The following is a 25046-nucleotide window of genomic DNA, read 5'->3' on the forward strand; positions in this document are numbered from 1 at the left end:
GATGATATACTATAAAATCAATCTAAAATTACAAGGTGGCATTACTCAGTTACCGGACTCGCAACGGATTTTTGGGTTTCTGATTTCAAAATATGCGGAAAAAACTTCAGCTCTAAGTGCAACAGAATTGGTCAGGAAAGTTAGAGAGAAGCAAATACAATTTCAGCTTTCAAATATGATGCCGAGCGGATACTTGCCAACGCCTATAGAAGAAATTCTAGCTTTAGACAGTGAGGAAAAGATTTATAAAGTGATAAAGGAACGAACTTTTTTAAAGGAAGAAATGATAGGAAATATCCTAAAAAACATTTCTGTAGTTAAAAGGGCGTTCCCGTTTGTGAAAATTAAAGAATTATATCAGCCGCATACAGCGATTTCGAGTAGCTCCCATCAACTTGTTGGTATGCAAAATGTTGTGTATGCTGTTCCAGAGATAGATGTCATTGAAGTTTCGGGTGAAGATGAAAGTGAAAAAATAGTGCGAGATTTTCAAATTTATTTAAGCGTTGAAGAAGATGATATTTTGAAGCTAGTAAAGGAAATGCAAATGAGAAAATCTGTGCTTTATCTTGGGAAGCGAGCGTCTTTAGGTTACAATAATTTTGTTATAGAAAGTATAGAGAAATGTGAGACGCAGCGGAAATCTGATAACTATTTGAACTTAGGGATGTTACTTCCAGATAAAATCAATTATGAAGAATCTGCGTTGAAACTTTTCACTTCGGAAAGACGTCCTTACGAGTCTAAATTTGGTCAAGGTAAAATCAAGGGACAGGTTATTAGTTTTATTGATGCAGGAAGCTATATTTTTACAACGGCTAATTCCAATCAAGCTGGAAAAAGTATAGAATCACCATTTGATAAAGAACGGGCGATTATTTTCGGGAATTCCTTCTTGTATCCAATGCGAAAAGGAGGGAAATAAGGCCATGAACAAGATGTTGAAAGAATGTCAGTTTACATTAAAAGTGATTTCGCCGCTTATTCTATCACCTAGAAGCAGTGAGCAGTTTTATGTTGGCATTGATTATCAAAGTGATGAAGTTGACGATGTGAATATTATTTACCCTTTTTATCGTTATGGTGACTATACAGAATATAAACCAGAAGGTATTCAATATTATATTCCCGGTTCTTCAATTAAAGGTGCTTTAAAAAGTTTAATTTCAGTAGAGAATAATGAAAATTGGCTAGTAGATGATATTTTAGTTGAGAAAGAGGATATTGTTGTTCGGACTATGGAAAAATTTCAAAAGACTGGGAGCCAAGACGCCTTAAAATTAAATCCTTTTTTTCAAAAGATAGGTGTTGAAATGTTGGAAGAGGGTCGAAGTTATACTGGTAGGCTGTTTTGTAGCGAAAATTGGCTGCTTAAGTTGGAACAGGTAATGCAAGTGGGGATGCGGGAGCGGTTTGTAAACAATATTACGAGAATTAATGGTTTGTTAAAGGGAGCTGACTGTGAAAAGTTGGAAGGATTGAGGGATAGATTAGAAAAGCTAATCGAAGTGGAAAGTATTATTTTTCTAGGAGGCTATAAGGGATTAATGCATTCGCTAGAAAACTATTCAGGAAAAGATGAGATAGAAAGTGGTATTTATGTCGCTAGGAAAATGGAAATGGAAGACTTCTTAATTCCGGGTATTGTACAGTTGGAATTTAAATGATAGATGGAAAAATCTGATTGGGCTTTACTTTAAAATGATGGGCAAAACATTCATGGCGAACACTTGATACAATTTTAAGAAGCGCATACGGAAGAACTATTAGAAAAAGTGGCATTTTATCATACCAAACCAGAACTAAGGGAATCAATTCGGCAAAAAGGATATGAAAAGGTGCTGCAGCTCGACGCCACTTATGCGCGCCGTATACAGGAAATCTTAGCTTTTTAACAAAAGAAAATGGTCTTGCAATTGTGTTTTTAAAGTGGTATCATGTATAAGTACGTTTTTGCGTATGTTTCACGTGGGAGGGGAAATCTTAATCCCCATTTAACCACAGCACGGACTTAAGGAGGTATGTCTCGTGGCTAAAAAAGTTATTAAAGAAGTTAAACTTCAAATTCCAGCAGGGAAAGCAAATCCTGCACCTCCAGTTGGACCTGCACTAGGTCAAGCTGGTGTTAATATCATGGGATTCTGTAAAGAGTTTAACGCTCGTACAGCCGATCAAGCTGGTCTTATCATTCCTGTTGTAATCAGTGTATTTGAAGACCGTTCGTTTACGTTCATCACGAAAACTCCACCAGCTGCAGTATTGCTTAAAAAAGCTGCTAAAGTGGAAAAAGGTTCTGGTGAGCCTAACCGTAACAAAGTTGCAACTGTAACTCGTGCTCAAGTACAAGAAATTGCTGAGCTTAAAATGCCTGACCTAAATGCTGCAAACGTTGAGTCTGCAATGCGTATGGTTGAAGGTACAGCTCGTTCTATGGGATTCGTAGTAGAAGACTAAGAAAAAAGCAATTTGAACAATAAGGAGGAAAAGAAATGGCTAAGAAAGGTAAAAAGTATCAAGATGCTTTGAAAAAAGTAGATACAACAAAAGCGTATTCTGTTGAAGAAGCAGTAGCGCTTGCTAAAGAAATTGATTTCGCCGGTTTCGATGCAACTGTTGAAGTAGCATTTCGTCTTGGCGTAGACCCTAAAAAAGCGGACCAACAAATCCGTGGTGCCGTAGTATTACCAAACGGTACTGGTAAAACACAACGCGTTTTAGTTTTCGCTAAAGGAGAAAAAGCAAAAGAAGCTGAAGCTGCTGGCGCTGACTTCGTTGGAGATGCTGAATTTGTTGAAAAAATCAACCAAGGTTGGTTTGACTTTGATGTTATCGTAGCTACACCTGATATGATGGGGGAAGTTGGTAAATTAGGTCGTGTCTTAGGACCAAAAGGCTTAATGCCAAACCCTAAAACGGGTACAGTTACTATGGACGTAACAAAAGCTGTTAATGAAATTAAAGCTGGTAAAGTGGAATACCGTGTTGATAAAGCTGGTAACATTCACACTGCTATTGGTAAAGTTTCGTTTGACACTGATAAATTAATTGAAAACTTCCGTACTGTAAATGATGTATTACAAAAAGCGAAACCAGCTGCTGCCAAAGGTACTTACGTGAAAAACTTAAGCGTAACAACTACTTTTGGACCTGGTATCCAAGTTGATCCATCTTCTTTATAAAACGTACTTGACGACCTAACGAATCTTTGATAAGATATGATAGGCTTAAAAAGTGAATATCCTTACCGTAGACAGCAGGTACGCATTTGCGTTTAAATATGCCCGCCGAGGATTTTAGATGAACAGGACATTTTTGTCTTGTGATTGAACCCTTGCTGTTACGGTGGCAAGGGTTTTATTATGTAGCCATTTTGGCGTTTAGACTATGGACGGAGGTGTAAAAATGAGTAAAATTTTAGAAGCTAAACAAAGTGCAGTTGATGAAATTTCAGCTAAACTTGCAGATAGCGTATCTACAGTTATCGTGGACTATCGTGGACTAAATGTATCTGAGATTACTGAATTACGTAAGCAATTACGTGAAGCAGGCGTAGAATTTAAAGTATACAAAAACACATTAGTACGTCGTGCAGTAGAAGCTAAAGGTTTTGAAGGACTTCAAGAAGTGCTTACTGGACCAAACGCTATTGCTTTCAGTAACGAAGACGTTGTTCTTCCAGCTAAAATTTTGAATGACTTCGCGAAAGATCACGAAGCGCTTGAAATTAAAGCAGGTATCATTGAAGGGAATGTTTCTTCTCTTGATGAAATCAAAGCTCTTGCAACACTTCCATCTCGCGAAGGTTTGCTATCTATGCTTTGCAACGTATTACAAGCTCCTGTTCGCAACCTTGCTCTTGCTACAAAAGCAGTTGCGGATCAAAAAGCTGAACAAGAAGCTTAATTACCGGGTGTTAGCCCAATAAAAAAATTAAAACAATAATGGAGGAATTTTAAAATGGCTTTAAACATTGAAGAAATCATTGCTTCTGTAAAAGAAGCGTCTGTATTAGAACTTAACGATTTAGTAAAAGCAATCGAAGAAGAATTTGGCGTAACTGCTGCTGCTCCTGTAGCTGTAGCTGCTGCTGGTGCTGCTGGTGGCGCTGCTGAACAAACTGAATTCACAGTTGAATTAGCATCTGCTGGCGATTCTAAAATCAAGGTTATCAAAGTGGTTCGTGAAATCACTGGTCTTGGCTTAAAAGAAGCGAAAGAATTAGTTGATAACGCTCCTAAAGCAATCAAAGAAGGCGCTTCTAAAGAAGAAGCTGAAGAAATCAAAGCGAAACTTGAAGAAGTTGGCGCTGGCGTAGAATTTAAATAATTAATCGAAAGAGGCTGATTTGATTATCGGCCTCTTTTTTAGCTTGTTTTTAGGAATAAGCTTTTTTTAATTGTATTTTGTAAGTAAGCCGTGCTACTATTGAAAAGTAGAAAGTTTTTTGGAGGGCTATGTATGCATAAAAGTGTGTCTAAATCTGAGCTAGAGGTCATGAAGGTAGTATGGAGTTTTGGTCGAGCAGTTCAGTATGCTGATGTTGCCGAAAAACTGGGAGAGCAAGGTTTTGAATGGAAGAAAAATACCATTTTAACCTTTCTAGCACGATTAGTGGAGAAAAAAATAGTCGGTGTGAAAAAAGTCGGTAGAAAAAATGAATATTATGCACTTATGAGTGAGGAAGAATATTTAGGGAATCAAACGGAAGCGTTTTTAGAAAATGTTTATGAAGGCGACGTAAGAGGTTTAATTACGAATCTCGTCCAAAAGGATTTAATTTCGCCTGACGAAATCGATAATTTACAACAATTTTGGAAAAGGAAAAAATCAGACGAATGAGTGAATTACTTAAAATAATTTTGTCCATGTCAATAACATCAATCGTTTTAATACCTCTGGTTTGGCTTTTTAAAAAAGTATTCGGCCAATTTTTAACTAAAAGAAAGAGCTATTACGTTTGGCTCGTTGTGTTTTTCTTTTTGGTAGTGCCGTTTGCTTTTTTCTTTGTGCAAAAAAGTAGCGACTTTTTGTGGGCGACGCCTGGTGAGTTTGACGGGCTGACGTCCATGGTGATTGGAGAAGATGGTATTACGGTGGGGCGCGACACAAAAACAATAGTCATCCGTTTTATTTTGAATTATCTATGGGTGGCTTGGCTTATTGTTGCAGTCATCTTTTTAGTTTACCGGATTGCCTCTTATCGGAATTTTAAGAAATATGTTATGTCGGGTGCGAGTTTTCTTGATGATCCGGAGAAACTTGATATTCTTTCGGAAGCGATGGAGGAAGTTCAGATTACAACGCCGGTTGAAGTAGTGGTGAATCCAATTATTTCGTCGCCTATTTTTTTCGGGATTCGTCGGGGAACAATTGTGCTGCCGGGGACCTCGTTTTCTGACAAAGAGTTGTGGCATATATTTTTGCATGAATTGATTCATTGTAAGCGTCGGGATATGCTTTTTGTGTGGATTACGCAAGTTTTCACTTGTTTGTATTGGTTTAATCCTTTGATGTACTTTATGAATAAGCAAATGGAGCGGGACCGGGAGCTGGCCTGTGATGAGGGTGTTTTGGCTTGTTTGGCTGAGGATGAATATTTAGCCTACGGGGACACTTTGCTTCGATCGGTTGTCAAATCGGGAAAGTATAAGGAATCTTATGCGGCGGTTTCTTTGCACGAAAATGCGAAGACGCTTAAAGAACGACTTATTTCGATTGCGGCGTACAAAAAAGAGCGCGCTAGTTGGCTAGCATTTCTTTGCTTGGTTGGCACATTGTGCGTTGTTGGTTTGCTCGCTGATACTTTTCAGGCGAAGGTTTTTGCTTACGCGAAGGATAGTGGCATTGAAATCACGCGTAAAGATACTTCTGAAAAGGGCACGTTTTCTGCGATTGATTTGCAAGAGGCCGAGCAAAATGTCACGATTAAGAGCGGGGACGAGGAGTCTTTTGATGTGAGGGATTATGATGACGAGGCAGAATTAGTTGTGAAAAATGGCACATTAACTTATAAAAAGCCGAATCCTGAAACGCATGCGGATATTGAAATTACTTTAAAAAAAGATAAGGTTTATAATGGGATTCACGTTAAAACTTCTGGAAATACTGTGAAAATTTCGGATGTTCAGGCAAAAAAGATTAACGTTGAGGGGGCTGGCCTGTTAAATGAGTTTGATAATGTAAAAGCGGACACTCTTTTAGCGACAACTGATTCTGCAAACGTGAAGATAATGGGGGGACAGATCAAGGAGACTGTGCGCGTCCAGAGTAATCGTTCTTTTGTTCAAATTGGGAAATCACATGTAGGAAATCTTGACTTGTCGACTTTTTCAAACGCTGAATTAAATGAAACGGATATTACAGGTAAGTTTGCCATTAGTGGTGGAACCTTACTAGATGTTCAGAATGTAACGGCGAATGAGCTTGAGTTGACTACTAAGAGCGGCGGGAAAATGGGATTCCGAAATATGGTAGTTGAGAATGCGGCAAAAATAACGAATAATGAAAGTGCGCTCTTGGATTTTAATGGTGTCTTAAACGGGGATACTGTCATCTCTGTTGTGAGCCCTTTTGATACGAAAATTACGATTCAAGGAAGTATAAATGATTATGCGATAAAAGCTCAGGCGAGTCAGGCGGATACGTTTATTTTGAACGGCAGTCCGGTGAGCTATCCTTTTGAAAGCAATTTGGCGGCGCGAAATAAGATGCAAATCACGAATGATTCGAGCATTAGCAATCAATTTAAGTTGTTTTTTGCGAAATAAGTTTTCCACCTAGCAAATTTGTTAGGTGGATTTTTCTTTTTGGGTATTGACAAATTAAACTACGGATTGTAGAATTATAAATGTTCATAAAATCAAAAGAGGGTGTGCAGAATGGGATTATTTAGTAGAAAAGCAATAGTTGTTCCAGAAGAGTATGTAACTTTCAACAAATTCTCAGCAGACAAGGAAAAATTATTATGCGTAGGAGGCGCGACTACGGAGTGTAAGCACAAGGTGGAAACGAAATTAAGTGGTTGCAACAAAGATTTAAAGCTGTACTATCCAAAAAATCAAGCTGCGAAAATAATCAAATATTGGTTACCGATGTTTGAGATTTATGATGGTCATTCAGCGATGAGTCTCATTTCTAACTGGATTGAGAAAAATAACTATGTGAACACGGTTTCGGATAAGACAACTTTAGCTGTAAAAAAGGATATAAATCGAGCGGCGCAAAAGTTTAATTTCGATGCGACTTCGCTACTTCAATCCGCTGATAAAGTTAAAATATACGGAGCTTTTGATTTAGAGCGTCTTGGCTATATTGTGCGTGTTTGTTTTTCGGTAGGGTTTTTAACGGAAGATCAAGCATGGAACTGTCTGGAGCAATTATGGGAAGATGCGACGGAACATTTTGAAAATTGGGATGATTATATGGTGAGTTTTCTAAATGGGCAAGAAGAACTTGATACAAACTGGTATAGCGATACAATTGTATCATATGTTGAATTAAAACAGAATCAAGCAAGTTTAATAAATCGCTACAAACTAACATAAAAGAGGAGAACAAACATGAAGAAAATTTTAAGCTTTTTAACAGTATTATTAGTAGCTCTGGCGCTATCCGCTTGTGGTAGTGGAGATAAAAAAGCAAATTTGGAGAAAGATACATATGTTGCTGAAGTTAGTGGAGCCAATCTAGAGGCGACATTTACTCATGATGGAGATAAGTTGAAGAAAGTCGAACAAACAATGGAATATCCGCTTAGCTATTTCGGCCTTGCTGAAGGTGAGAAACTAGATGATGCAACGAAAAAAGAGTATGAAGAGAAAGCGAAAGAGCAGTATAAAGAATATGAAGACGGAAAAGGTACTTCTTTAAAAGCAACATTTACGGATGAGGCACTTAAACTTGAAATGTCTATTGACTTAGATAAAGTTGATGCAGATAAAGTAGGCGCATTACTCGGTGGAACAACTAATCCGAAAAATGTGAGTTATAAAGATACAGTTGAACAATTTGAAGCGCAAGGTTTTAAGAAAAAGGACGCGTAAATATCGCTCGTTTTGTATGAATAGATAAGTTTTAAGCCCGAAAGAGTAGATCTTTCGGGCTTTCTTTATACTAAAAATTCCATTTCGATTAGCCTCACTTCATGTGGTTTTAAGGCTTGCTGGACGATGTAAGTGTCTGTGACTTTCGCTGTATATTGAATGACTTTTGGGCGAGTAGAAAGTTTCAATTCATCAATTTGTCGCTCGGTTAAGTCTTTTTGCGCGCCGTTTTGAAGCCAAATATCCACTGCAGAGCCATATTCGCGAGAAAGAATATGTTCGGTCACGCGATATGAGCCAGCCTTTAAATTTTGCAGTTCCAGATGAATAGCTGCCATTTTTTCTTCGGGGAAAGCTTGGTACGGGTCGTCAAACGCGATTTGTCCTTCTTGAAGGAAAATAGAATGGAAATGCTGATAATGATAAGTTAAAATCTGGTAACCGGTTTGACTTTTCGTGACAATATAACGTTCGCCTTGCGATAAAATTCTAGAACCGAGTTTCTTTAAAAAGGAGAAGGCGAAAAAACCGCTTTTTTTAATGCCATTTCTTGTAAATAAGCCGAGCCCGCCGTGAAATTCCTGTTTAGGGGCGCGAAATTCTTCGTGGAAATCGCTTAAAAGCCAGTAACCGAAACTGTCGATGTGGACGTTGTTTTCAAGAATGTTTTTAATAATAAAAGGCGCTTTATAGGCGGAATCATTCGTTAAGTCGGCGTGACTAGGCGTGCTGTTCCACTCGGTTAGATGCCATTCTTTTATAGAGAGGTCAGAAAAAAGCGTTTTAACCATTTGAATCATAGCGCTTAAATAATGCAAATTGCCGCTCGAATAGGCAGGAAGCTGGGCGGACTGAGCATGATTAGTTGGCAGATTATCTGTGTAATAGCAGTGAAAGGAAACGAAATCAGGCGTTATTTTTTTGTTTTTTAGAAAATCGGCGAATTTTTTCACCGTGGGATTTTCAGGTTGGCTTGGGAAAGGAAAGATGCCCGGCGTCCCAATTTTGTAGTGCGGATTGATTTCGCGAATGGTTTGATAAGTTTCGGCGTAAAAGCAATTGAATGCCTCTATGGAATCCTGCCAGAAAATCGCAATATCAGGCTCATTCCAAATTTCAAAATACCAGCTAGCGACTTCTTTTTTGCCGTAGCGTTTTTCGATATGTAGGAAAAATTTTTTGACGAGAAAAAGCCATTTTTGCATGTCATTTGGGTAGGAAAGATAGCTTTTCTTGTGAAAATGATGATGCTCACTAGAACGTAGCTTTTCCGGCATGAAACCAATTTCGATAAAAGGTTTTAACTGATTCTTCAGCAGGAAATCAATGAGCATGTCGACATACGCAAAATTTAGTAGGGGCTCGCCTGCCGAATTTTCATCATAAACGTGCATCGCGTCATCGAAAATCCCGTGAAAACGGATGTACTCAAAACCAATTTCCTGCTGCGTTTCTTTCAACTGCTCTTGAACGGGGGCTAAAAAAAGTTCTTTTGCTTTGCTCACGGTAATGAGTTTTTGAAAACACCAATTGGCGGTTCGGCCGGGTTTGTTCATGGCAATTTGCGTAGCGGGAAGGGTTGTGTGGATAATGGAATCTTGTGGGTTGATGGTCTGATTTAAAAAGGGTGCTAAATGCTGATAAATCTCGTTCATATCAATTTCAATGTACTGCTTTTCGATGCTGTTGTTAGTAAAGGAAAATGCGGGTGTGCTTGTGTCGTTTTTCCGGTGTTCAGTTGGTGAAGCAGAATAAATTTCTTTGAAGGCTTTTACAAAGGCGGTTTCGCTTGGGAAGCCCGTATCAATTGCAATATTTTTAACAGAGTGATTGGTTGTCATGAGTTCTTTTGTTGCGGCGTTTAACCGAATTGAAGTTAGGAGCTGTTTGAAGGATTGTCCGGTTTGCTGGCGAATAAACTTGGAAAGATGGTCTTTGGACAGAAACACATGGCGCGCGAGTTCCTCGAGTGTTATGTTCGTTTGGAAATTTGTGTTCATATAATTTAAAACGTCGGTTAGCCTAGCGATATGTTTTTCTTTAGGCTGGTTGGAAAGATTATCAATTGGTGCAGAAAATTGATGGACAAGTGTGAAAAGGAGTTTATAGTATAAGCTTGTCAAATTTAAATAGCTGTCACTGCGTTCTTTGCACACTTCTTGAATCATTTCGGCAAAAATTTGCCGAATCTGGTCAAATGAAGTTTGTTCTTCACTTGAAAATTGGGAAGATTGGCAGTGAAATGTAAGGTGGTCGATATTTGGTATGCTTTTTTTGGCTTCGGCGAGAGGGATTTGTAGGACGAGCAACGTGTTGGATTCATGACCATGCAGTGCATGAATTTGGTTAGCATTAACGAGAAAAATGTCGTTTTCAGATAGCTGGTGCGATTTCAAATTGGTATAGAGCGAAATGCTCCCCTTTAAAACAAAAATAATCTCGATGCTGTCGTGCCAGTGGCTTGAAGTAGCAGTTAGACGGTGAATTAGGAGTCGAAAAGGAAGTTTGTCCTCGGTTTGAATCATCTCATATGCTTGTATCAAGCGGCTCACCTCAATAAATTTAGTTAATTTCTTAATTATTATAGCATATTTCTTTTTTTGAGAAAGCGTTATCTTTCTATAAAAAAGAAAATTCTGACTACTTTGATTTAAAACTGGATTATGGTCACTTTCGACTTCAATATGACTGTTCGTTCTGATTGGCGTTCTCTATAATGAAAGCGTAACCAAGTGAGGAGGGAAGACAATGGAATTAACTGAAGAGAAATTGCCGCAAAGTACGACGAGTGTGAAGCTCTCTGTTCGGGAAAAAGTAAGTTATGGCTTGGGCGACACGGCGAGTAATTTAGTTTTTAGCATGATTACGATGTACTTAATGTTCTATTATACAGATGTGGCGGGAATTAATATCGCCGCTGTTGGAACATTGATGCTTGTCGCAAGAGTTATTGATGCTTTTGATAGCCCAATTTTTGGTATACTAATTGATAAGACGAATACGAAATGGGGGAAATCTAGGCCGTGGTTTTTATGGCTTTGTGTGCCATTTGGGATTTTTGCCGTCTTGGCGTTTTCTGTACCCGACACGGGGGACTCTAGCAAGCTGATATACGCCTATGTGACGTACATCGTTCTTGGAATTTTATACGCGGGAATTAACCTTCCGCTCGGCTCGCTTTTGCCGAGTTTAACGACGGATCCGCAAGAGCGAACCGTTGCCAATACATGCCGCATGATGGGTGGACAGTTCGGTGCCCTCATCGTCGCTTTTGGTGGCTTATTTTTAGTGCAACTTTTGGGCGGGGGAAATGCGCAACGAGGATTTACCTTAACGATGGTTCTGTTTGCAAGCGCTGCCATTTTGATGTTCCTCACTACATTCGCGAATACTAGAGAACGTGTCAACATAAACAATGGTGCAGCGGTGCCGTTTAAGCAAAGTATTAAAGCACTCGTTCCGAATAAGCCGTGGTGGATTATTACGGCGCTTATGTTTATTACATGGACTTGTACATCGGCGAAAATGGCGAATACGGTTTATTTCTTAAAATATAATCTAGGAAATGAACAAATTGCGGGGATTGTGAATGGTTTAGGTACAATTGGGATTTTAGCTGGCCTTTTCATGGTGCCGATGATTTCTCAGAAAATGAAAACGCGTGATATTGTGATTTTAGGAAGTGGCATTGCCATTTTCGGACAGCTCATTCTATACATTTCGTCGCTATATAGTTCTATTCCAATTGTAATAATTGGGACGATTATCGGTTCCATTGGGAGCGGTTTGCCGGCGGGAATTATGGGCGTTATGTTGTCTGACACAATTGATTACGGGGAAGTGAAGTTTGGCGTTCGGGCCCAAGGACTCCTTTCAAGCGCGGTTGCTTTTGGCGTGAAATTTGGAATGGGTATCGGGGCAGCAATTAGTAGTTTGATACTTGGTATGGCGGGCTATACGGCCAATCAGGCGCAGGCAGGTGGGGCACTCCGGGCGATTGAAATGAATTTCGTTTGGCTGCCGGCAATTGGGTTCATTCTCATCATTTTAATCGTATTCTTCTATAAATTGGATGATGAACGAGATGCGATTCGAATGCAAATTGAGGAAAATCGACAACAGGAAGGATTGAAGGATATTGAATAGAGAAGTGGATTTAAGGAAGGCACCGTATTCGTTAACAGAGGAGGCCATCAATTGGGTGGAGGAAACGCTCGCGAATATGGACGAGGATACGAAAATTAAGCATTTATTTGCGCCCATTGCGATGAGTACGGATCAGGCGGAACTTACGGCGTGGGTGCAGGAATTTAAACCGGCTGGAATTATGTATCGCCCTTCGGCTGCGGCAGATATTCAGGCGGCGCATCGCATTTTGCAAGAGAATAGCGACATTCCACTTTTAATAGGTGCCAACGTGGAAGCAGGTGGAAATGGCTTGGCGTTTGAAGGTACATATGTTGGAAAACAGCTCCAAATTGCGGCTACAGATAATGTGGATTATGCTTATCAGCTTGGGAAAATATCAGGCGTGGAAGCTCGAGCGCTTGGATGCAATTGGGCGTTTGCGCCAATATTAGATGTTGACTATAATTTTAGAAATCCAATTACAAATGTACGGACGTTCGGTTCTGACCCGGAGCGCGTCGCAAAAATGGCGAAAGCCTACCAAGCAGGATTTGAGTCGGAGGGTGGTGCGGTTTCAATTAAACATTTCCCAGGTGATGGCGTGGACGAGCGCGACCAGCACTTGCACTTAACGCACAACTCGCTTTCTATCGAAGAATGGTGGAAGAGCTACGGCAAAATTTATCGCACGCTTATTGAGTCGGGCGCGCACACGGTGATGGCGGGGCATATTTCATTCCCGGAATACAGCCGCTCGAAAGGGCTCGCAGATGAAGAAATCATGCCGGCTACGCTGTCAAAAGAGCTGCTTTCGGACCTGCTGCGAGATGAACTTGGTTTTAACGGCATGATTGTTACGGACGCAAGCGTTATGGGCGGGTTTACGATGATGCACGAGCGCGCTTTCTCGGTACCTTACTCGATTGCCTGCGGTGCGGATTTGTTCCTGTTCAATCGCGATTACGCCGAGGATATTGCTTACATGAAGGCTGGGATTAAAGCGGGTATTCTGACGATGGAACGCGTCCATGATGCCGTAAAACGCACGCTAGGTGTGAAGGCGTCAATTGGGTTGCACAAACAAAAAGCTGAAGGTCGTTTAGTTCCGAGCGCTGCGGCACTAGCCACAATTGGTACGGCAGAACACGAGGAAATAGCGCGCGAAATAGCTGACCAAGCTATCACACTCGTGAAAAATAAGGAAGACATTTTGCCGATTAATCCGCAGAAGCGAAAACGAGTTTACTTGCAGGCGCTTGGCGTAACAGAGGAAACTGAAATTTACCGATATTTTATCCAAAAGTTAGAAGAAGTTGGTTTTATTGTTGATGTGAAGCCAATTGAGGGCTGGGGCTTTAAAGATATGAGCATTTCGGTTGAACAGGTGAAGGCGGACTACGATTTAGCGATTTTTTATGCGAACGAGGCGACGATGAGTAATCGCACGCAAGTTAGGTTGAACTGGGGCATGCTTGGATTTAATATTCCGTGGTTCTTGAAGGAGCTGCCAACGATTGTTATTTCAACGTCGAATCCGTACCACCTAATTGATGTCCCGCAAGTGAAAACGCTGATTAACGGCTACTCAGACAGTAAATATGTTATTGATGCCATTATTCAGAAGCTCATTGGCGAAAGCGAATTTGTTGGCATTAACCCTGTAGATCCGTTTTGCGGTGACCGTTGGGATTTAAAACTATAAGAGGTGAGAAAGTGATGTCAGACTACAGAAAAGATTTACAGTTTCTAGGTAAATATACAGATTTGGAAAAAGAAGATGGAATTGAAGTTTATTTTAAGAAAACAAGAAATCAAAATCCCGGAGAACTAAATCCGTATCTTGCAGCGGATATGCGTAAGGCACAAGAAGGCGGGACGAATCAGGCGGTGGGCGAAATGCCGCAAGATGTGGACTTGTCAAACGTTGAGGCAGCATCGATGGCGGCGCTTGCGATGCGCCAAATGATGGGGAGCGCCAATGTGGACTTGTCAAACAATATCGATGTCGCTGAGCATACGATTAAAACTGCAGAAGGAAGTTTCCCTGTCCGTGTATACCGTCACATGAATCAGAAAGACAAAGCGCCCGCAATTATTTTCTATCACGGCGGCGGCTTTATTGGTGGAAAAATGGACGTTGTAGAAAACTTCTGCAAAGGGCTATCGGAAAAGCTTCCAGCCGTCGTCATTAACGTGGGCTATCATTTGGCACCGGAACATCCCGCCCCAGCTGCGACAAATGATGCGTATCAGGCGGTGCTTTGGGTCGCACAAAATGCCGACATGTTACACGCAGATGCTTCGAAAATTGTCGTTTCAGGAGATAGTGCAGGTGGCACACTTGCCGCAGCCGCCTCCTTCATCGACCGTGAAAAGGGCACTAACTACATCGGCATGCAGGCGCTACTTTACCCATCGCTCACACTTTTAGATGAGGAAAATCAAAAATATGCATGGCCAATCGAACGCTTTCACTTTGAAAAAAATTTAGAAAAACAAATGGGTGACGCGTTTAATTCAATGGGAGGCGCCAATGTTATTTTGCGGACGGCTTACGTGAGAGACCAAGATCCAGCGAGCCCAATTTATTCGCCGCTCTCGGCAAAAGACAAATCAGTCTATCCGCCAACACTCCTTGTAAGCGCCGAATTTGACTATTTAAGACCATTTGCAAATGTGTTTGCCAAAGAACTAGAAGAAGCCGGCGTGAAGACGAAATCAATTTGCTACGTGGGAATGATGCACGCCTTTATTGATAAGTATGGTATTTTCCCGCAAGCAGAAGATTGTGCAGAAGAAGTCATAAAAATGATGCAAGAAGTTTTCCAAGACTGACCTTTCCAGAATTTCTTCCCCTATGTTATATTTAATGGTGAGAGAAATGGGGGAAGAAATTTGACGAAGCATTATTTTTCTAATAACGATGATTTAAAACATGCGCGGAAATATTTGAATTTTGTTCTTCGGGGAAATGAATTTAAATTTATAAGTGATGCAGGTGTTTTTTCAAAAAATGCGGTAGACTTTGGTTCGCGTGTTTTAATAGAGGCGTTCCAGTTAAACAAGACAACAGGACGCATTTTAGATGTCGGTTGCGGTTACGGGCCAATTGGCCTCGCTATCGCGAAAAGCTTTCCAGAAGCTACGATTGATATGGTGGATGTCAATTTACGCGCGCTAGAACTTGCGAAGGAAAACGCGGCTTTAAACCACATTCAAAATGTGCAAATTTTTGAAAGCTCCGTGTATGAAAATGTTTCTAAAACAGACTATCAGGCGATTTTAAGCAACCCACCGATTCGTGCCGGAAAAAAATTGGTCCATGCGATTTTGGAAGAAGCTCATGGCTATTTAGCGGACTTCGGGGAGCTATGGATTGTAATTCAGAAAAAACAAGGCGGCCCTTCGGCGGCAAAGAAAATGGAAGAAGTTTTCGGAAACGTCGAAACAGTTGTGAAAGAGAAAGGTTATTTCATTTTTAAAAGCACAAAATAAAGCGTAGTGCCTGTTTATAGCGTTTTTTGGTGAAGGATTCTTGTCTGTATGATGGCGAGAATCCTTTTTTATCCGTGTAGACTTGAGTAGCTAAATTATATATTTCGTCCTTTTTTATCTATGTTTTGTATCTTTTGAGAAATTTTTTCTTTCGCTAAAATAAAAGTACACGAGAAACTGTTTTTCAGAAGAAAGGGAGAGAGTCATGAAGAAATTGGGACGCGAATTTATGAAAAATAAAGCTTTTCTGGCAATGTGCTTGCCGGGATTCGCTTGGCTAATTGTGTTCTTTTATATTCCAGTTTTCGGAAACGTTGTCGCGTTTAAAGACTTCCAGTATGCAGCTGGCGGCTTTATTGACAGCTTGAAAGCAAGCCCTTGGGTCGGCTTTGATAACTTTAAATTTCTATTTAGTTCGGACAATGCTTATTTGATTACACGAAATACCGTGCTATACAATTTAGCGTTTATTGTGCTAGGACTTATTGTGGCAGTAATGATTGCGATTATAATGAGCGAATTGCGTTCGAAAAAACTTGTTAAAGTCTATCAAACGTCGATGCTATTGCCTTACTTTTTATCATGGGTTGTTATTAGCTATTTTGTTTACGCTTTCTTGAGCCCAGACAAAGGGCTTTTAAACAGCATCATCGTTGCAAATGGCGGCGAAGCGATTAGCTGGTATACAGAACCAAAATACTGGCCGTACATTTTGGTGTTCATGGGAATATGGAAAGGCGTCGGTTACAACAGTATTATTTATTTTGCAACGATTATGGGAATCGACCCGACTTATTATGAAGCAGCACAAATGGACGGTGCAAGCAAGTGGCAGCAAGTAAAAAACGTTACGTTACCACAGCTTGTCCCACTCATTACCATCTTATCCATTTTAGCAGTCGGGAATATCTTCCGAGCAGACTTCGGTTTATTCTACCAAGTTCCGCGAAATTCAGGCGCACTTTATGAAGTAACTTCCGTACTTGATACATATATTTATAACGGTTTAACAAGTACCGGAGATATTGGAATGGCCGCCGCGGCAGGGCTTTACCAATCATTAGTTGGATTTATTCTCGTAGTTGGAACAAATCTGATTGTCCGCAAATATGATCCGGAATCCGCACTTTTCTAGGAGGGAGTAAACAATGGCAGAGAAAAAAATCAAAATTACAGAAGTAAGGCACCGCACTTTTGGGAAAAAAACGAATTTACTCTTCTCCATTTTAATAGGTTTATTCGCCTTTACGTGTGTGTTTCCGCTCGTTTTTGTTATCATTATTTCTTTGACGGGCGAGAATGCCCTTGCAACAGAAGGGTATCAACTTATTCCTTCTGAGTGGAGTTTCGATGGTTATCGCTATCTCTATGAAATGAAAGACCAAATTTTGCAATCGCTATTCGTAACCGTCTTTGTAACGGTTTTCGGAACAATCATCAATGTAAGTTTCACATCTACATATGCGTACGCGATTTCAAGACCGAATTTTAAATGGCGCCGTTTCTTAACCATTTTTGCGCTAATTACGATGTTATTTAGCCCAGGAATGGTACCAAACTATATCATCATGACAAACTTACTCCAACTTAAAGACACAGTTTGGGCACTAATTTTACCAATGGCATTAAGTCCATTTAATATTATTGTCATGCGAACGTTCTTTAATCGTTCTGTATCAAATTCAATTATTGAATCCGCACGAATTGACGGGGCAAGTGAAATTCGTATCTTCGTTAAAATCGTATTACCACTTGCCGTTCCCGGAATTGCGACAATTAGTTTATTTGCCGCATTAGGTTATTGGAATGACTGGTTTAACGCCTTGCTTTATATTCAAAGCGACAATCTAGTCCCATTACAATATCTACTTATGAAGATTCAATCAAATATCGATTATATGGCTCAAAATGCCGGAATGAGCGGCAACATGGCAGGTGGCCTTGCGACAATTCCACGTGAAGCAACTCGAATGGCGATGGTCGTTATTTCCACACTACCAATTGCTCTAAGCTATCCATTCTTCCAAAAATATTTCGTCAGAGGAATGACAATCGGTGGCGTAAAAGAATAAGGCCTTTCAGGGAGCAGTTTATTCTGCTTCCTTTCTGGCGTTTTTAAAAGGAGAGAGAAGCATGATTGGACGCGCGATAGAACAAATCTTTATACGGTGCTACACCGTCATTAAATTAAACCTCATTTTTGTCGGCCTAATGTTTTGCGGCGGCATTATTTTAGGGGTCGGCCCAGCGTGGTCGGCCATCACACAACTCGCTTTTGAACAAGGATTTTCCTACAAAGAAATAACTTGGAAAAGAGCTTTTGCACAGTTTAAAGCAAGTTTTAAACGTGGGAATGCATTGTTTTACTTGTTTGCAGGCGCATTTGCACTCCTTGCCTACAATTTATTTCTAGTCGTCCAAATGAAGGGCCTCGTTTTCTTTATCATTACTTTCGTACTCGCGTTTTGCCTATGCGTGCTTTTTTTAGGCTACTTCTTCGTACTCATAACCGATGCGCGCTACGAAACAACTGTGAGAAATATTTTAAATCTATCTGTCATGGCGTTTTTTAGCAATTTTTTCACGCTCATTAAAATGGCCTTAGGCTTTTTCGTTGTCGGTTTTTTGACCTTTAAATATCCTGCACTACTATTATTCGGTGTGGAAGCAATCGCAATCTTTTTTGCCCTATTTATTACCCGTGGAGTTTATGAGATGATAAACAAGAAGTTTGAACTGGAATAAGAGGATGTGGGAGTTTTGTGAAAAAGAAAAATGTTTTCATGTATTTGTTAAAGTGGTATGCCGTCATCTTAATTGTTGGCATCACTATTTTTTCAGCGTTTGTAAGTTACTTTATTTTTGAGCGCGACGAAAAGATTGCGCAAACTGCAACGAATCAATCCGCCGGACATGTAGCAGACATTATCTCGGGGAAAAATTCTAAATTAGAGTTGATTACACGTGATTTACTCAGCAATCAAGCAAAAGTAGATAGCATGCATCATTTTTTTGATATGAATAGCGAAGATTATTTGAATTACAGCCTGCATGCCGAAACGAGTACAGAATATAATTATTTACCACTGCGACTGCGCGAAATTTATTATGATGATGAAAGCGTTCAGTCCATTGCCATTTCGCTTGAAGACGAAAAGCAAGTGCTTTACTCCGATTTAACGAATAAAAACGGCTACTTAGTCGATGCTGTCCCAAAAGAAGAAAACGGTATTCGTTTGCAGAAAAATTTGTTAAATCCGGCGACACTTGAAAAAATGGGCGACTTCTATTTAACGCTCCGCCCAGACGAGTTTAAGGAAACGCTCTCGACATACGGAGAGGACTTGCCAGTTTCGCTCTATATTTTAACCGAACAAGGAAACCTTGTATTTAATTATCAAATGGATAAAAACGATCAAAGTAAGGAAACTTTAGATGCCCAACTACCAAATGGCATCGATAAAACTTTAAGCGAACTAAACAAAAAATATATCGTCAAGCACGTGACATTAGCAAACGGCTATCAAGTCATCACGCTGATTTCCAATCAAAATGTATGGTACTCCATGCAAAGTTCACTTATCTTTTTATGGGTAGGCGTATTTTTACTTAATTTATTACTTATTTCAGCACTCTATAAAATTTTTTCAAAATATAATAGGCAAGTAAAAGGCATTCTTTATTCCATTCAAGATGTTTCAAATGGGGAGCTCGCAGCACGAATTGATGAGGGCAGTAAAGAAGGGGAACTATACGCGATTTCACACGGGATAAACGCAATGCTCGACAGTATTAATCAATACATTACCGATATTTATGAACTAGAAATTGCGCAAAAAGATGCCAATATGCGGGCGCTCCAGTCGCAAATTAATCCGCATTTCTTGTACAATACGCTCGAGTATATTCGTATGTATGCGGTAAGCCTTGAAGCAGATGAACTTTCAGAAGTCGTATACGCGTTTGCTGCGCTACTTAGAAATAATATTTCACAAGAGAAAACAACGACGGTCGCCGCTGAACTCGATTTTTGTGAAAAATATTTTTACTTGTATCAGATGCGTTATCCCGATCGTCTGGCGTATTCTTTTTCGGTCGCGCAAGAAGTGCGAGATGTGCGAATTCCGAAATTTATTATTCAGCCGTTACTTGAGAATTATTTTGTTCACGGCGTCGACTACACGCGAATTGATAATGCCGGTAGCATAAAAGCCTTTTTGGAAGAGGAAATGGTCGTCATTATTGTGAAGGATAATGGCATGGGCATGTCGCCTGAGAAGCTAGTCGAATTGGAGGAAGATTTACTTAAAGATAATTCTCTTGAAGAAGGAAAATCAATTGGCATTAAAAACGTAAATGAAAGAATGCGCGGTTTTTTTGGAAGTTTGTATCGTATGCGAATTATGCAAAACGAAACGGGTGGCGTAACGATTGAAATTCGTTTTCCTTTAAAAAAAGAGAGGAGTGAATCCTAGTGTACCGAGTTCTTTTAGTAGACGATGAATATATGATTGTAAATGGACTGAAAAAGCTAATTTCTTGGCAGGAGTATGGCTATGAAGTTGTGGGAACTGCTGCCAATGGAGAAGAAGCGCTTAACTACGTTCGCAAAAACCCAATTGATTTAGTCGTTGTTGATGTCAACATGCCAGTTCTTTCGGGAATTGAATTTGTTGCGAAAGCGAGAGAGGAAGGGATTCCATTTCGCTTCATCATGCTTTCTGGTTATCAGGAATTTCAATATGTGAAAGATACGCTGAAACTTGGCACGGAAAATTATTTGCTGAAACCGGTGAATAAAGCGGAGATGATTGAAACGCTACATGCCGTAACGAAAGCGCTAAAACAAGATGAACAAGACGAACGCGATCAAGGGTATTTGGCGGAATATTTCATTCTCAGTTGGATTCATGGCGACATCATTTATAGTGATTTAAGCACGTATTTACTAGAAAATAAGATTGACGTTTTAACGGAAAACTACACGGTTATTTTTATAAAACGCGGGCCAAATGAGACGCGGATTCAAGAGTATTTAATTCTAGAAACTCAGCCGCTCGTTCATTATGCGCTAGAAATTGATATGTGGTTGCTTATTTATCTGGGGGATAAAATGCCGCTTAAAATTTTTACTGGGAAGATGAAATCGGCGCTTGGTTTAAGTGATGCGGATTTAGTTGTCGGGGAAACGGTTGTCGATATGAAAGATGTGCCGTCAAGTTACGACAGCGCACTTAGTTCCAGTAGGCTACATGAATTTTACGATTTTAACGGTCTGAAAAATAGCGACGTGGGCGATGTGGATGCGCGCGGGGCGCTACCGAGTATTTCTTTTGTTGAATTTAATAAAGCTTTATCGCTGCGGGATTTTGAAACGATTCAAGGTGAAATTGAAATTATCTTTGCAAAATTACGTGCAGCAGCCGCAAAACCAGATTATACCCGGCATATCATTTTCCTGATTTTCATTGACCTATATCGCCAATTCGAAGGTTTAAGTGAAACATTTTACCAAAATCAGGCGGAAAAGATTACATCGGGCCTTAATTTTGAAGAACTTGAACCGGTCATTTGGGACACGATAGAAGAAATTAGAAGTAGTAAAGGTCGGAGAATGTATTCGCAGCACGTGCAAGACGTTATCGAAATCGTCCAAGAGGAATATCATCTTGCACTGTCGCTGAAGGAAATCGCTGGCAGGATTCACATGAACACGATGTACCTCGGTCAGCTTTTCAAAAAAGAAACGAACAAAAGTTTTTCCCAGTGTTTGCATCAATATCGCATTAAGCAGGCGCAAAGTTTCTTGGTGGATACGGGCATGACGATTAGCGAAATCGCGGAAAAAACGGGTTATACGAGCGCGGGCTACTTCTATAAAAGTTTTAAGAAGATTTGCGGCATCTCGCCAAAGGAGTTTCGTGAGGAATATCAAGCGAATTTCGACCCTATCGAATAGGAGGAAAAAGCGTGAAATACAAAGAAAAATATTTAACAGGCGAATATCTTTCGTTTAAAAAGGGCGCGTTTAAATTGCGCTTGGAAAGCCGCTTCATTCGCTTCGGCAAGCCAGTAGATGTGCCGTACGGAATGAAGAACCCGAGACACTTATTTGACATTTTGCCGGGTGACACGGAAGAAATGTGCGATTTAAGACTGCGTCACGTTTTTGACCGTGGGATTCTAGGCGATGGCTTTAGACTTGAGGTTGACCGGGAGCTAGTGACCATTCACGCGTCTTGTCGGCGCGGCCTGAGATATGGAATGGAAGCGTTTATGGAGCACATTGTGATGCGTGCGGATACGATTTTTGTGCCACTTGGGGCAATTAGTCACGCGGCGTCCTTGCCGATGCGCGGCATTGTTGAAGGTTTTTATGGCAGACCATGGCAGCACGAGGACAGGCTAGAAGCTCTCCGTTTCATTCGTGACCATAAGCTGAACACATATATGTACGCGCCAAAACATGATACGCTTTCTCGCATGAATTGGCGTGAGTTTTATCCCGAAAAGGAACTTGCTCTTTTTGAAGAATATGTGCATTTTTCGGCCGACTGGGACATTGATTTTTACTATATGATTAGCCCGGGAAATGATATTGATTATACGTCAGAGGCTGATTTAAAGGCCCTTTTTGCGAAATTAAAGCAGCTAATTGATGTTGGTGTGACGCGTTTTGGTTTGTTGCTCGATGATATTGACTATATTTTGAAAGGCGAAACAAAAAAGCGCTTTGCGACGCCGGGCGTGGCGCATGCCTATTTAGTTCGCGCGGTTGATGCGTTTTTGCGCGAGACGCTTGTTCATTACGAGCTTGTCGTCTGTCCGACCGAATATGACAATGGCTTTGATTCGCCGTATTTGGAAGAGCTCGAAAAACATACGCCGCCTGAAATTCCGTTCTTTTGGACGGGCCCCGAGACGCTCGCGCATGCGATTACAACGGCTGATATGCAGCGCATGCGGGACGTTTACGGGCATCCCATTATTGTTTGGGATAACACGCCGGTCAACGACTTTGAGGACGATAAGAAGCAATTTTTTCTTTCTCCTTATGAAAATCGGACGCCGTATTTGGCGGAAAACGGTGCAATTGGGCTTGTCGCAAATCCGATGCCCGCACTGGAACTCTCCAAAATCACGCTTCATCATATGAGCCAGTTCGCCTGGTACAGTGGCAGCGAGGATTTTGACGCGGTCCTCACCGAATTTGCAGGCGACTTCCTGCCAAGTTTTCGGATTTTCATAGCGCACAATCAAAATACCCGCGTTCATTTTGGCTTGTCGTTGCACCATCAAACGTTGCTCCGCGAAAAAGATGCAGAAGGAATTTATGACGAAGTAGAAAAACTCGTTTTGGCGCTGCGTGAGCTAGGAAAGCTACCCAATTCGCGCTTTCAAACTGAAATCGCACCGTGCCTAATGCGTGCGGAATGCGAACTCGTTTTAGCCCAAGCGCTTGTCGAAAACGATTTACCAAAAGCAACTAAAACTGCGGAAGAGCTCGCCGAAATGGACTACCAGACGAGTTCAAATTTACCGTATCGATTATACAAAAACTATAGTTTATAGCTTTTTTAATATGATTTATACCTTTTTGGAAGTATGGACAAATAGTATAATTTTTTCTAGAAAGCGTTTTCTTTATTTGGATTAAACTATATATTTTAAAGAGGAGTGGAAGGAAAAATGAAAAAGTGGATAAAGGTATTAACAACAGGAATTCTTGCAACAGTCCTTCTTGTTTCACTATCGGCGTGTGGTTCGTCTGATTCTGCAAAAGGCAGCGATAAAGATACAATTGTCATGTATCAAATCGGAGATAAACCAGAAGGCTTCGATAAGTTGTTAGCAAAAGCAAACGAAACAATTGAAAAAGAAACGGGCGCTAAGCTTGATATGCGTTTCATTTCTTGGGGTGACTACGACAAGAAAATGTCCGTTATGGTATCCTCAGGTGAAAACTACGATATCGCCTTCGCAAATAACTATGTCATCAACGCACAAAAAGGCGCATACGCTGATTTAACGGAACTTTTACCGAAATATGCTAAAGAAGCTTACGATCAACTAGATCCTGCTTATATAAAAGGGAATTCGATTAATGGGAAATTGTACGCGATGCCTGTAAACGGCAATGTGTTCGCGCAACAAGTTCTAACATTCAACAAGCAATACTTGGATAAATATAATTTAGATGTATCAAATGTAAATACGTATGCGGATTTAGAACCACTTCTAGCGACAATTAAGAAAAACGAAAAAAGTGTTATGCCGCTAGCCGCTGGACAAGGCTTTAAAGTAGAGGCAGAATTAGAATATCCAATTGAAAATGGCATGCCATTTGCCGTAGACCTAAAAGGTGATACAACGAAAATTGTGAACCAGTTTGATACAACAGAACTACGTGACAATTTACGCGCAATGCATGGTTTCTACAAAAAAGGCTATATCGCACAAGATGCTGCAACGAATACAACGGAATACCCATTAGACGGGGCAACTTGGTTTGCTCGTCAAGAAACACAAGGTCCATATGATTACGGTGATATGTTACTTACGCAAGTTGCTGGTCAGGAACTTGTATCCCGTCCAATTACAAACCCATCTAAAACAAATGCGCAATCTCAAATGGCAAACTTTGTCGTTTCAAGTAACTCAAAAAACAAAGAAAAAGCAGTTGAGGTTCTCGGCGTTTTAAATTCTAATCCAGACGTGCTAAACACACTTGTTTACGGTGAAGAAGGTAAAAGTTGGGAAAAAACAGATAATGGTCACGCAAAAATATTAGATGGCTACAAAGCGAACAACCATTTATCTGCTTGGAACACAGGAAATAACAAAATTCTTTACCCAACTGCAAACGTTACAGATGACATGATTAAAACACGTGATGATTCTATTGCAAACGCAACACAGTCACCACTTCTCGGCTTTAACGTCAAAACGGATTCCATTAAAACCGAGCTTTCAAACATTGCTAACGTAATGAATCAATACATCGATGGTTTAAACACAGGAACTCTTGATCCAGATAAAGCAATCCCAGAAATGAACAAAAAACTCGAAAAAGCTGGCTACGAAAAGGTTAGAAAAGAACTACAAAAACAATACGATGCTTTTTTGAAAGAAAATAAATAAACGAATACAAAACGAGGTGGGAAAACATTTTCCCACCTCGTTTTTTATTGAAGGTCCATAAAGCTGCTTTTTGGGTGTATAAATGCCGGAAAATTTCACAAAGTAGTCACAATTCACCTCCTGTTTGAATGGTATACTAGAACGACAGGTCAAACATCAGGAGGAACAAACATGCGGGAAATTAAATCCAACGAAGCCGTGTTCAGCGAGCACGTGGGAGAGATGGGTAAAATGAAAGAC

22 protein-coding genes, 1 pseudogene and 1 other annotated feature are annotated in these 25046 nt (G+C 40.4%); of the genes and pseudogenes, 22 read left to right on the forward strand and 1 reads right to left on the reverse strand.

The features are described 5' to 3' along the window. Position 1: 1 nt before the first annotated feature. The 11 genes and pseudogenes from CFS60_RS13410 to CFS60_RS13460 all read left to right on the forward strand — a co-directional run bounded on the left by CFS60_RS13410 (position 2) and on the right by CFS60_RS13460 (position 8042). Complete coding sequence (locus CFS60_RS13410) at positions 2 to 925, forward strand: hypothetical protein (protein ID WP_088839372.1); 924 nt, start codon at positions 2 to 4, stop codon at positions 923 to 925. Between the two features lie 4 nt (positions 926 to 929). Beyond that, positions 930 to 1667 (forward strand): RAMP superfamily CRISPR-associated protein, encoded by a 738-nt coding sequence (locus CFS60_RS13415; RefSeq protein WP_088839373.1) that lies wholly within the window; start codon positions 930 to 932, stop codon positions 1665 to 1667. Positions 1668 to 1766: 99 nt separating this feature from the next. Beyond that, a pseudogene (locus CFS60_RS13420) lies at positions 1767 to 1895 on the forward strand (glycosyltransferase); the annotation flags it as partial. Positions 1896 to 2028: 133 nt separating this feature from the next. Further along, positions 2029 to 2454, forward strand: coding sequence for a 50S ribosomal protein L11 (rplK, locus tag CFS60_RS13425; protein ID WP_007471922.1), 426 nt, complete (start codon positions 2029 to 2031; stop codon positions 2452 to 2454). A 35-nt stretch (positions 2455 to 2489) separates the two neighbouring features. Then, the gene (gene rplA / locus CFS60_RS13430; RefSeq protein WP_088811006.1) at positions 2490 to 3179 is read left to right on the forward strand and encodes a 50S ribosomal protein L1; all 690 of its coding nucleotides are present in this window, start codon (positions 2490 to 2492) and stop codon (positions 3177 to 3179) included. A gap of 47 nt (positions 3180 to 3226) precedes the next feature. After that, positions 3227 to 3367 (forward strand) — a sequence feature (ribosomal protein L10 leader region). A gap of 35 nt (positions 3368 to 3402) precedes the next feature. Then, entirely contained in the window at positions 3403 to 3903 is a 501-nt protein-coding gene (gene rplJ / locus CFS60_RS13435; protein ID WP_088811005.1) for a 50S ribosomal protein L10, read from the forward strand. Positions 3904 to 3957: 54 nt separating this feature from the next. Next, positions 3958 to 4326: a 50S ribosomal protein L7/L12 gene (rplL, locus tag CFS60_RS13440; protein ID WP_088811004.1), complete on the forward strand. Its 369-nt coding sequence runs from the start codon at positions 3958 to 3960 to the stop codon at positions 4324 to 4326. 132 nt (positions 4327 to 4458) lie between these two features. Then, positions 4459 to 4839 (forward strand): BlaI/MecI/CopY family transcriptional regulator, encoded by a 381-nt coding sequence (locus tag CFS60_RS13445; RefSeq protein ID WP_088816299.1) that lies wholly within the window; start codon positions 4459 to 4461, stop codon positions 4837 to 4839. Continuing rightward, a complete protein-coding gene (locus CFS60_RS13450) occupies positions 4836 to 6767 on the forward strand; it encodes a M56 family metallopeptidase (RefSeq protein ID WP_088839375.1) in 1932 nt (643 codons plus the stop codon). Before CFS60_RS13445 ends, CFS60_RS13450 begins: the two co-directional genes overlap by 4 nt. A 111-nt stretch (positions 6768 to 6878) precedes the next feature. Next, positions 6879 to 7544 (forward strand): DUF1266 domain-containing protein, encoded by a 666-nt coding sequence (locus tag CFS60_RS13455; protein ID WP_088811001.1) that lies wholly within the window; start codon positions 6879 to 6881, stop codon positions 7542 to 7544. Between the two features lie 15 nt (positions 7545 to 7559). Continuing rightward, positions 7560 to 8042, forward strand: coding sequence for a DUF1307 domain-containing protein (locus tag CFS60_RS13460; protein ID WP_088811000.1), 483 nt, complete (start codon positions 7560 to 7562; stop codon positions 8040 to 8042). A 65-nt stretch (positions 8043 to 8107) separates the two neighbouring features. Here CFS60_RS13460 and CFS60_RS13465 read toward each other — a convergent pair whose 3' ends face one another. Next, positions 8108 to 10585, reverse strand: a complete 2478-nt coding sequence (locus CFS60_RS13465) for a helix-turn-helix domain-containing protein (RefSeq protein WP_159458313.1) — start codon at positions 10583 to 10585, stop codon at positions 8108 to 8110. A 205-nt stretch (positions 10586 to 10790) separates the two neighbouring features. Between CFS60_RS13465 and CFS60_RS13470 the strand changes: the two genes are divergently transcribed. The 11 genes from CFS60_RS13470 to CFS60_RS13520 all read left to right on the forward strand — a co-directional run bounded on the left by CFS60_RS13470 (position 10791) and on the right by CFS60_RS13520 (position 24806). Then, entirely contained in the window at positions 10791 to 12188 is a 1398-nt protein-coding gene (locus CFS60_RS13470) for an MFS transporter (RefSeq protein ID WP_088839377.1), read from the forward strand. Beyond that, positions 12181 to 13872, forward strand: coding sequence for a glycoside hydrolase family 3 protein (locus CFS60_RS13475; RefSeq protein WP_255377382.1), 1692 nt, complete (start codon positions 12181 to 12183; stop codon positions 13870 to 13872). The genes CFS60_RS13470 and CFS60_RS13475 overlap by 8 nt, the downstream gene beginning before the upstream one ends. 14 nt (positions 13873 to 13886) lie before the next feature. After that, the gene (locus tag CFS60_RS13480) at positions 13887 to 15005 is read left to right on the forward strand and encodes an alpha/beta hydrolase (protein ID WP_088839378.1); all 1119 of its coding nucleotides are present in this window, start codon (positions 13887 to 13889) and stop codon (positions 15003 to 15005) included. Positions 15006 to 15065: 60 nt separating this feature from the next. Next, the gene (locus CFS60_RS13485; RefSeq protein ID WP_088810996.1) at positions 15066 to 15665 is read left to right on the forward strand and encodes a class I SAM-dependent methyltransferase; all 600 of its coding nucleotides are present in this window, start codon (positions 15066 to 15068) and stop codon (positions 15663 to 15665) included. A 205-nt stretch (positions 15666 to 15870) separates the two neighbouring features. Continuing rightward, entirely contained in the window at positions 15871 to 16800 is a 930-nt protein-coding gene (locus CFS60_RS13490) for a sugar ABC transporter permease (RefSeq protein ID WP_088810995.1), read from the forward strand. A gap of 13 nt (positions 16801 to 16813) precedes the next feature. Continuing rightward, the gene (locus CFS60_RS13495) at positions 16814 to 17737 is read left to right on the forward strand and encodes a carbohydrate ABC transporter permease (protein ID WP_088839379.1); all 924 of its coding nucleotides are present in this window, start codon (positions 16814 to 16816) and stop codon (positions 17735 to 17737) included. Positions 17738 to 17798: 61 nt separating this feature from the next. Then, positions 17799 to 18410 carry a YesL family protein gene (locus CFS60_RS13500; RefSeq protein ID WP_088816304.1) on the forward strand — a complete coding sequence of 204 codons (612 nt, stop codon included), beginning with the start codon at positions 17799 to 17801 and terminating at the stop codon, positions 18408 to 18410. Positions 18411 to 18427: 17 nt separating this feature from the next. Next, positions 18428 to 20140, forward strand: a complete 1713-nt coding sequence (locus tag CFS60_RS13505) for a sensor histidine kinase (protein ID WP_088839380.1) — start codon at positions 18428 to 18430, stop codon at positions 20138 to 20140. Next, positions 20140 to 21624 carry a response regulator transcription factor gene (locus tag CFS60_RS13510; protein WP_088839381.1) on the forward strand — a complete coding sequence of 495 codons (1485 nt, stop codon included), beginning with the start codon at positions 20140 to 20142 and terminating at the stop codon, positions 21622 to 21624. The genes CFS60_RS13505 and CFS60_RS13510 overlap by 1 nt, the downstream gene beginning before the upstream one ends. Before the next feature lie 11 nt (positions 21625 to 21635). Beyond that, complete coding sequence (locus CFS60_RS13515; RefSeq protein WP_088816307.1) at positions 21636 to 23237, forward strand: beta-N-acetylglucosaminidase domain-containing protein; 1602 nt, start codon at positions 21636 to 21638, stop codon at positions 23235 to 23237. Positions 23238 to 23354: 117 nt separating this feature from the next. Then, entirely contained in the window at positions 23355 to 24806 is a 1452-nt protein-coding gene (locus tag CFS60_RS13520) for an ABC transporter substrate-binding protein (RefSeq protein ID WP_088839382.1), read from the forward strand. The last annotated feature ends 240 nt before the right edge of the window (positions 24807 to 25046 follow it).

This window comes from Listeria sp. ILCC792, assembly GCF_900186135.1.
GTDB classification, from domain to species: domain Bacteria; phylum Bacillota; class Bacilli; order Lactobacillales; family Listeriaceae; genus Listeria; species Listeria goaensis.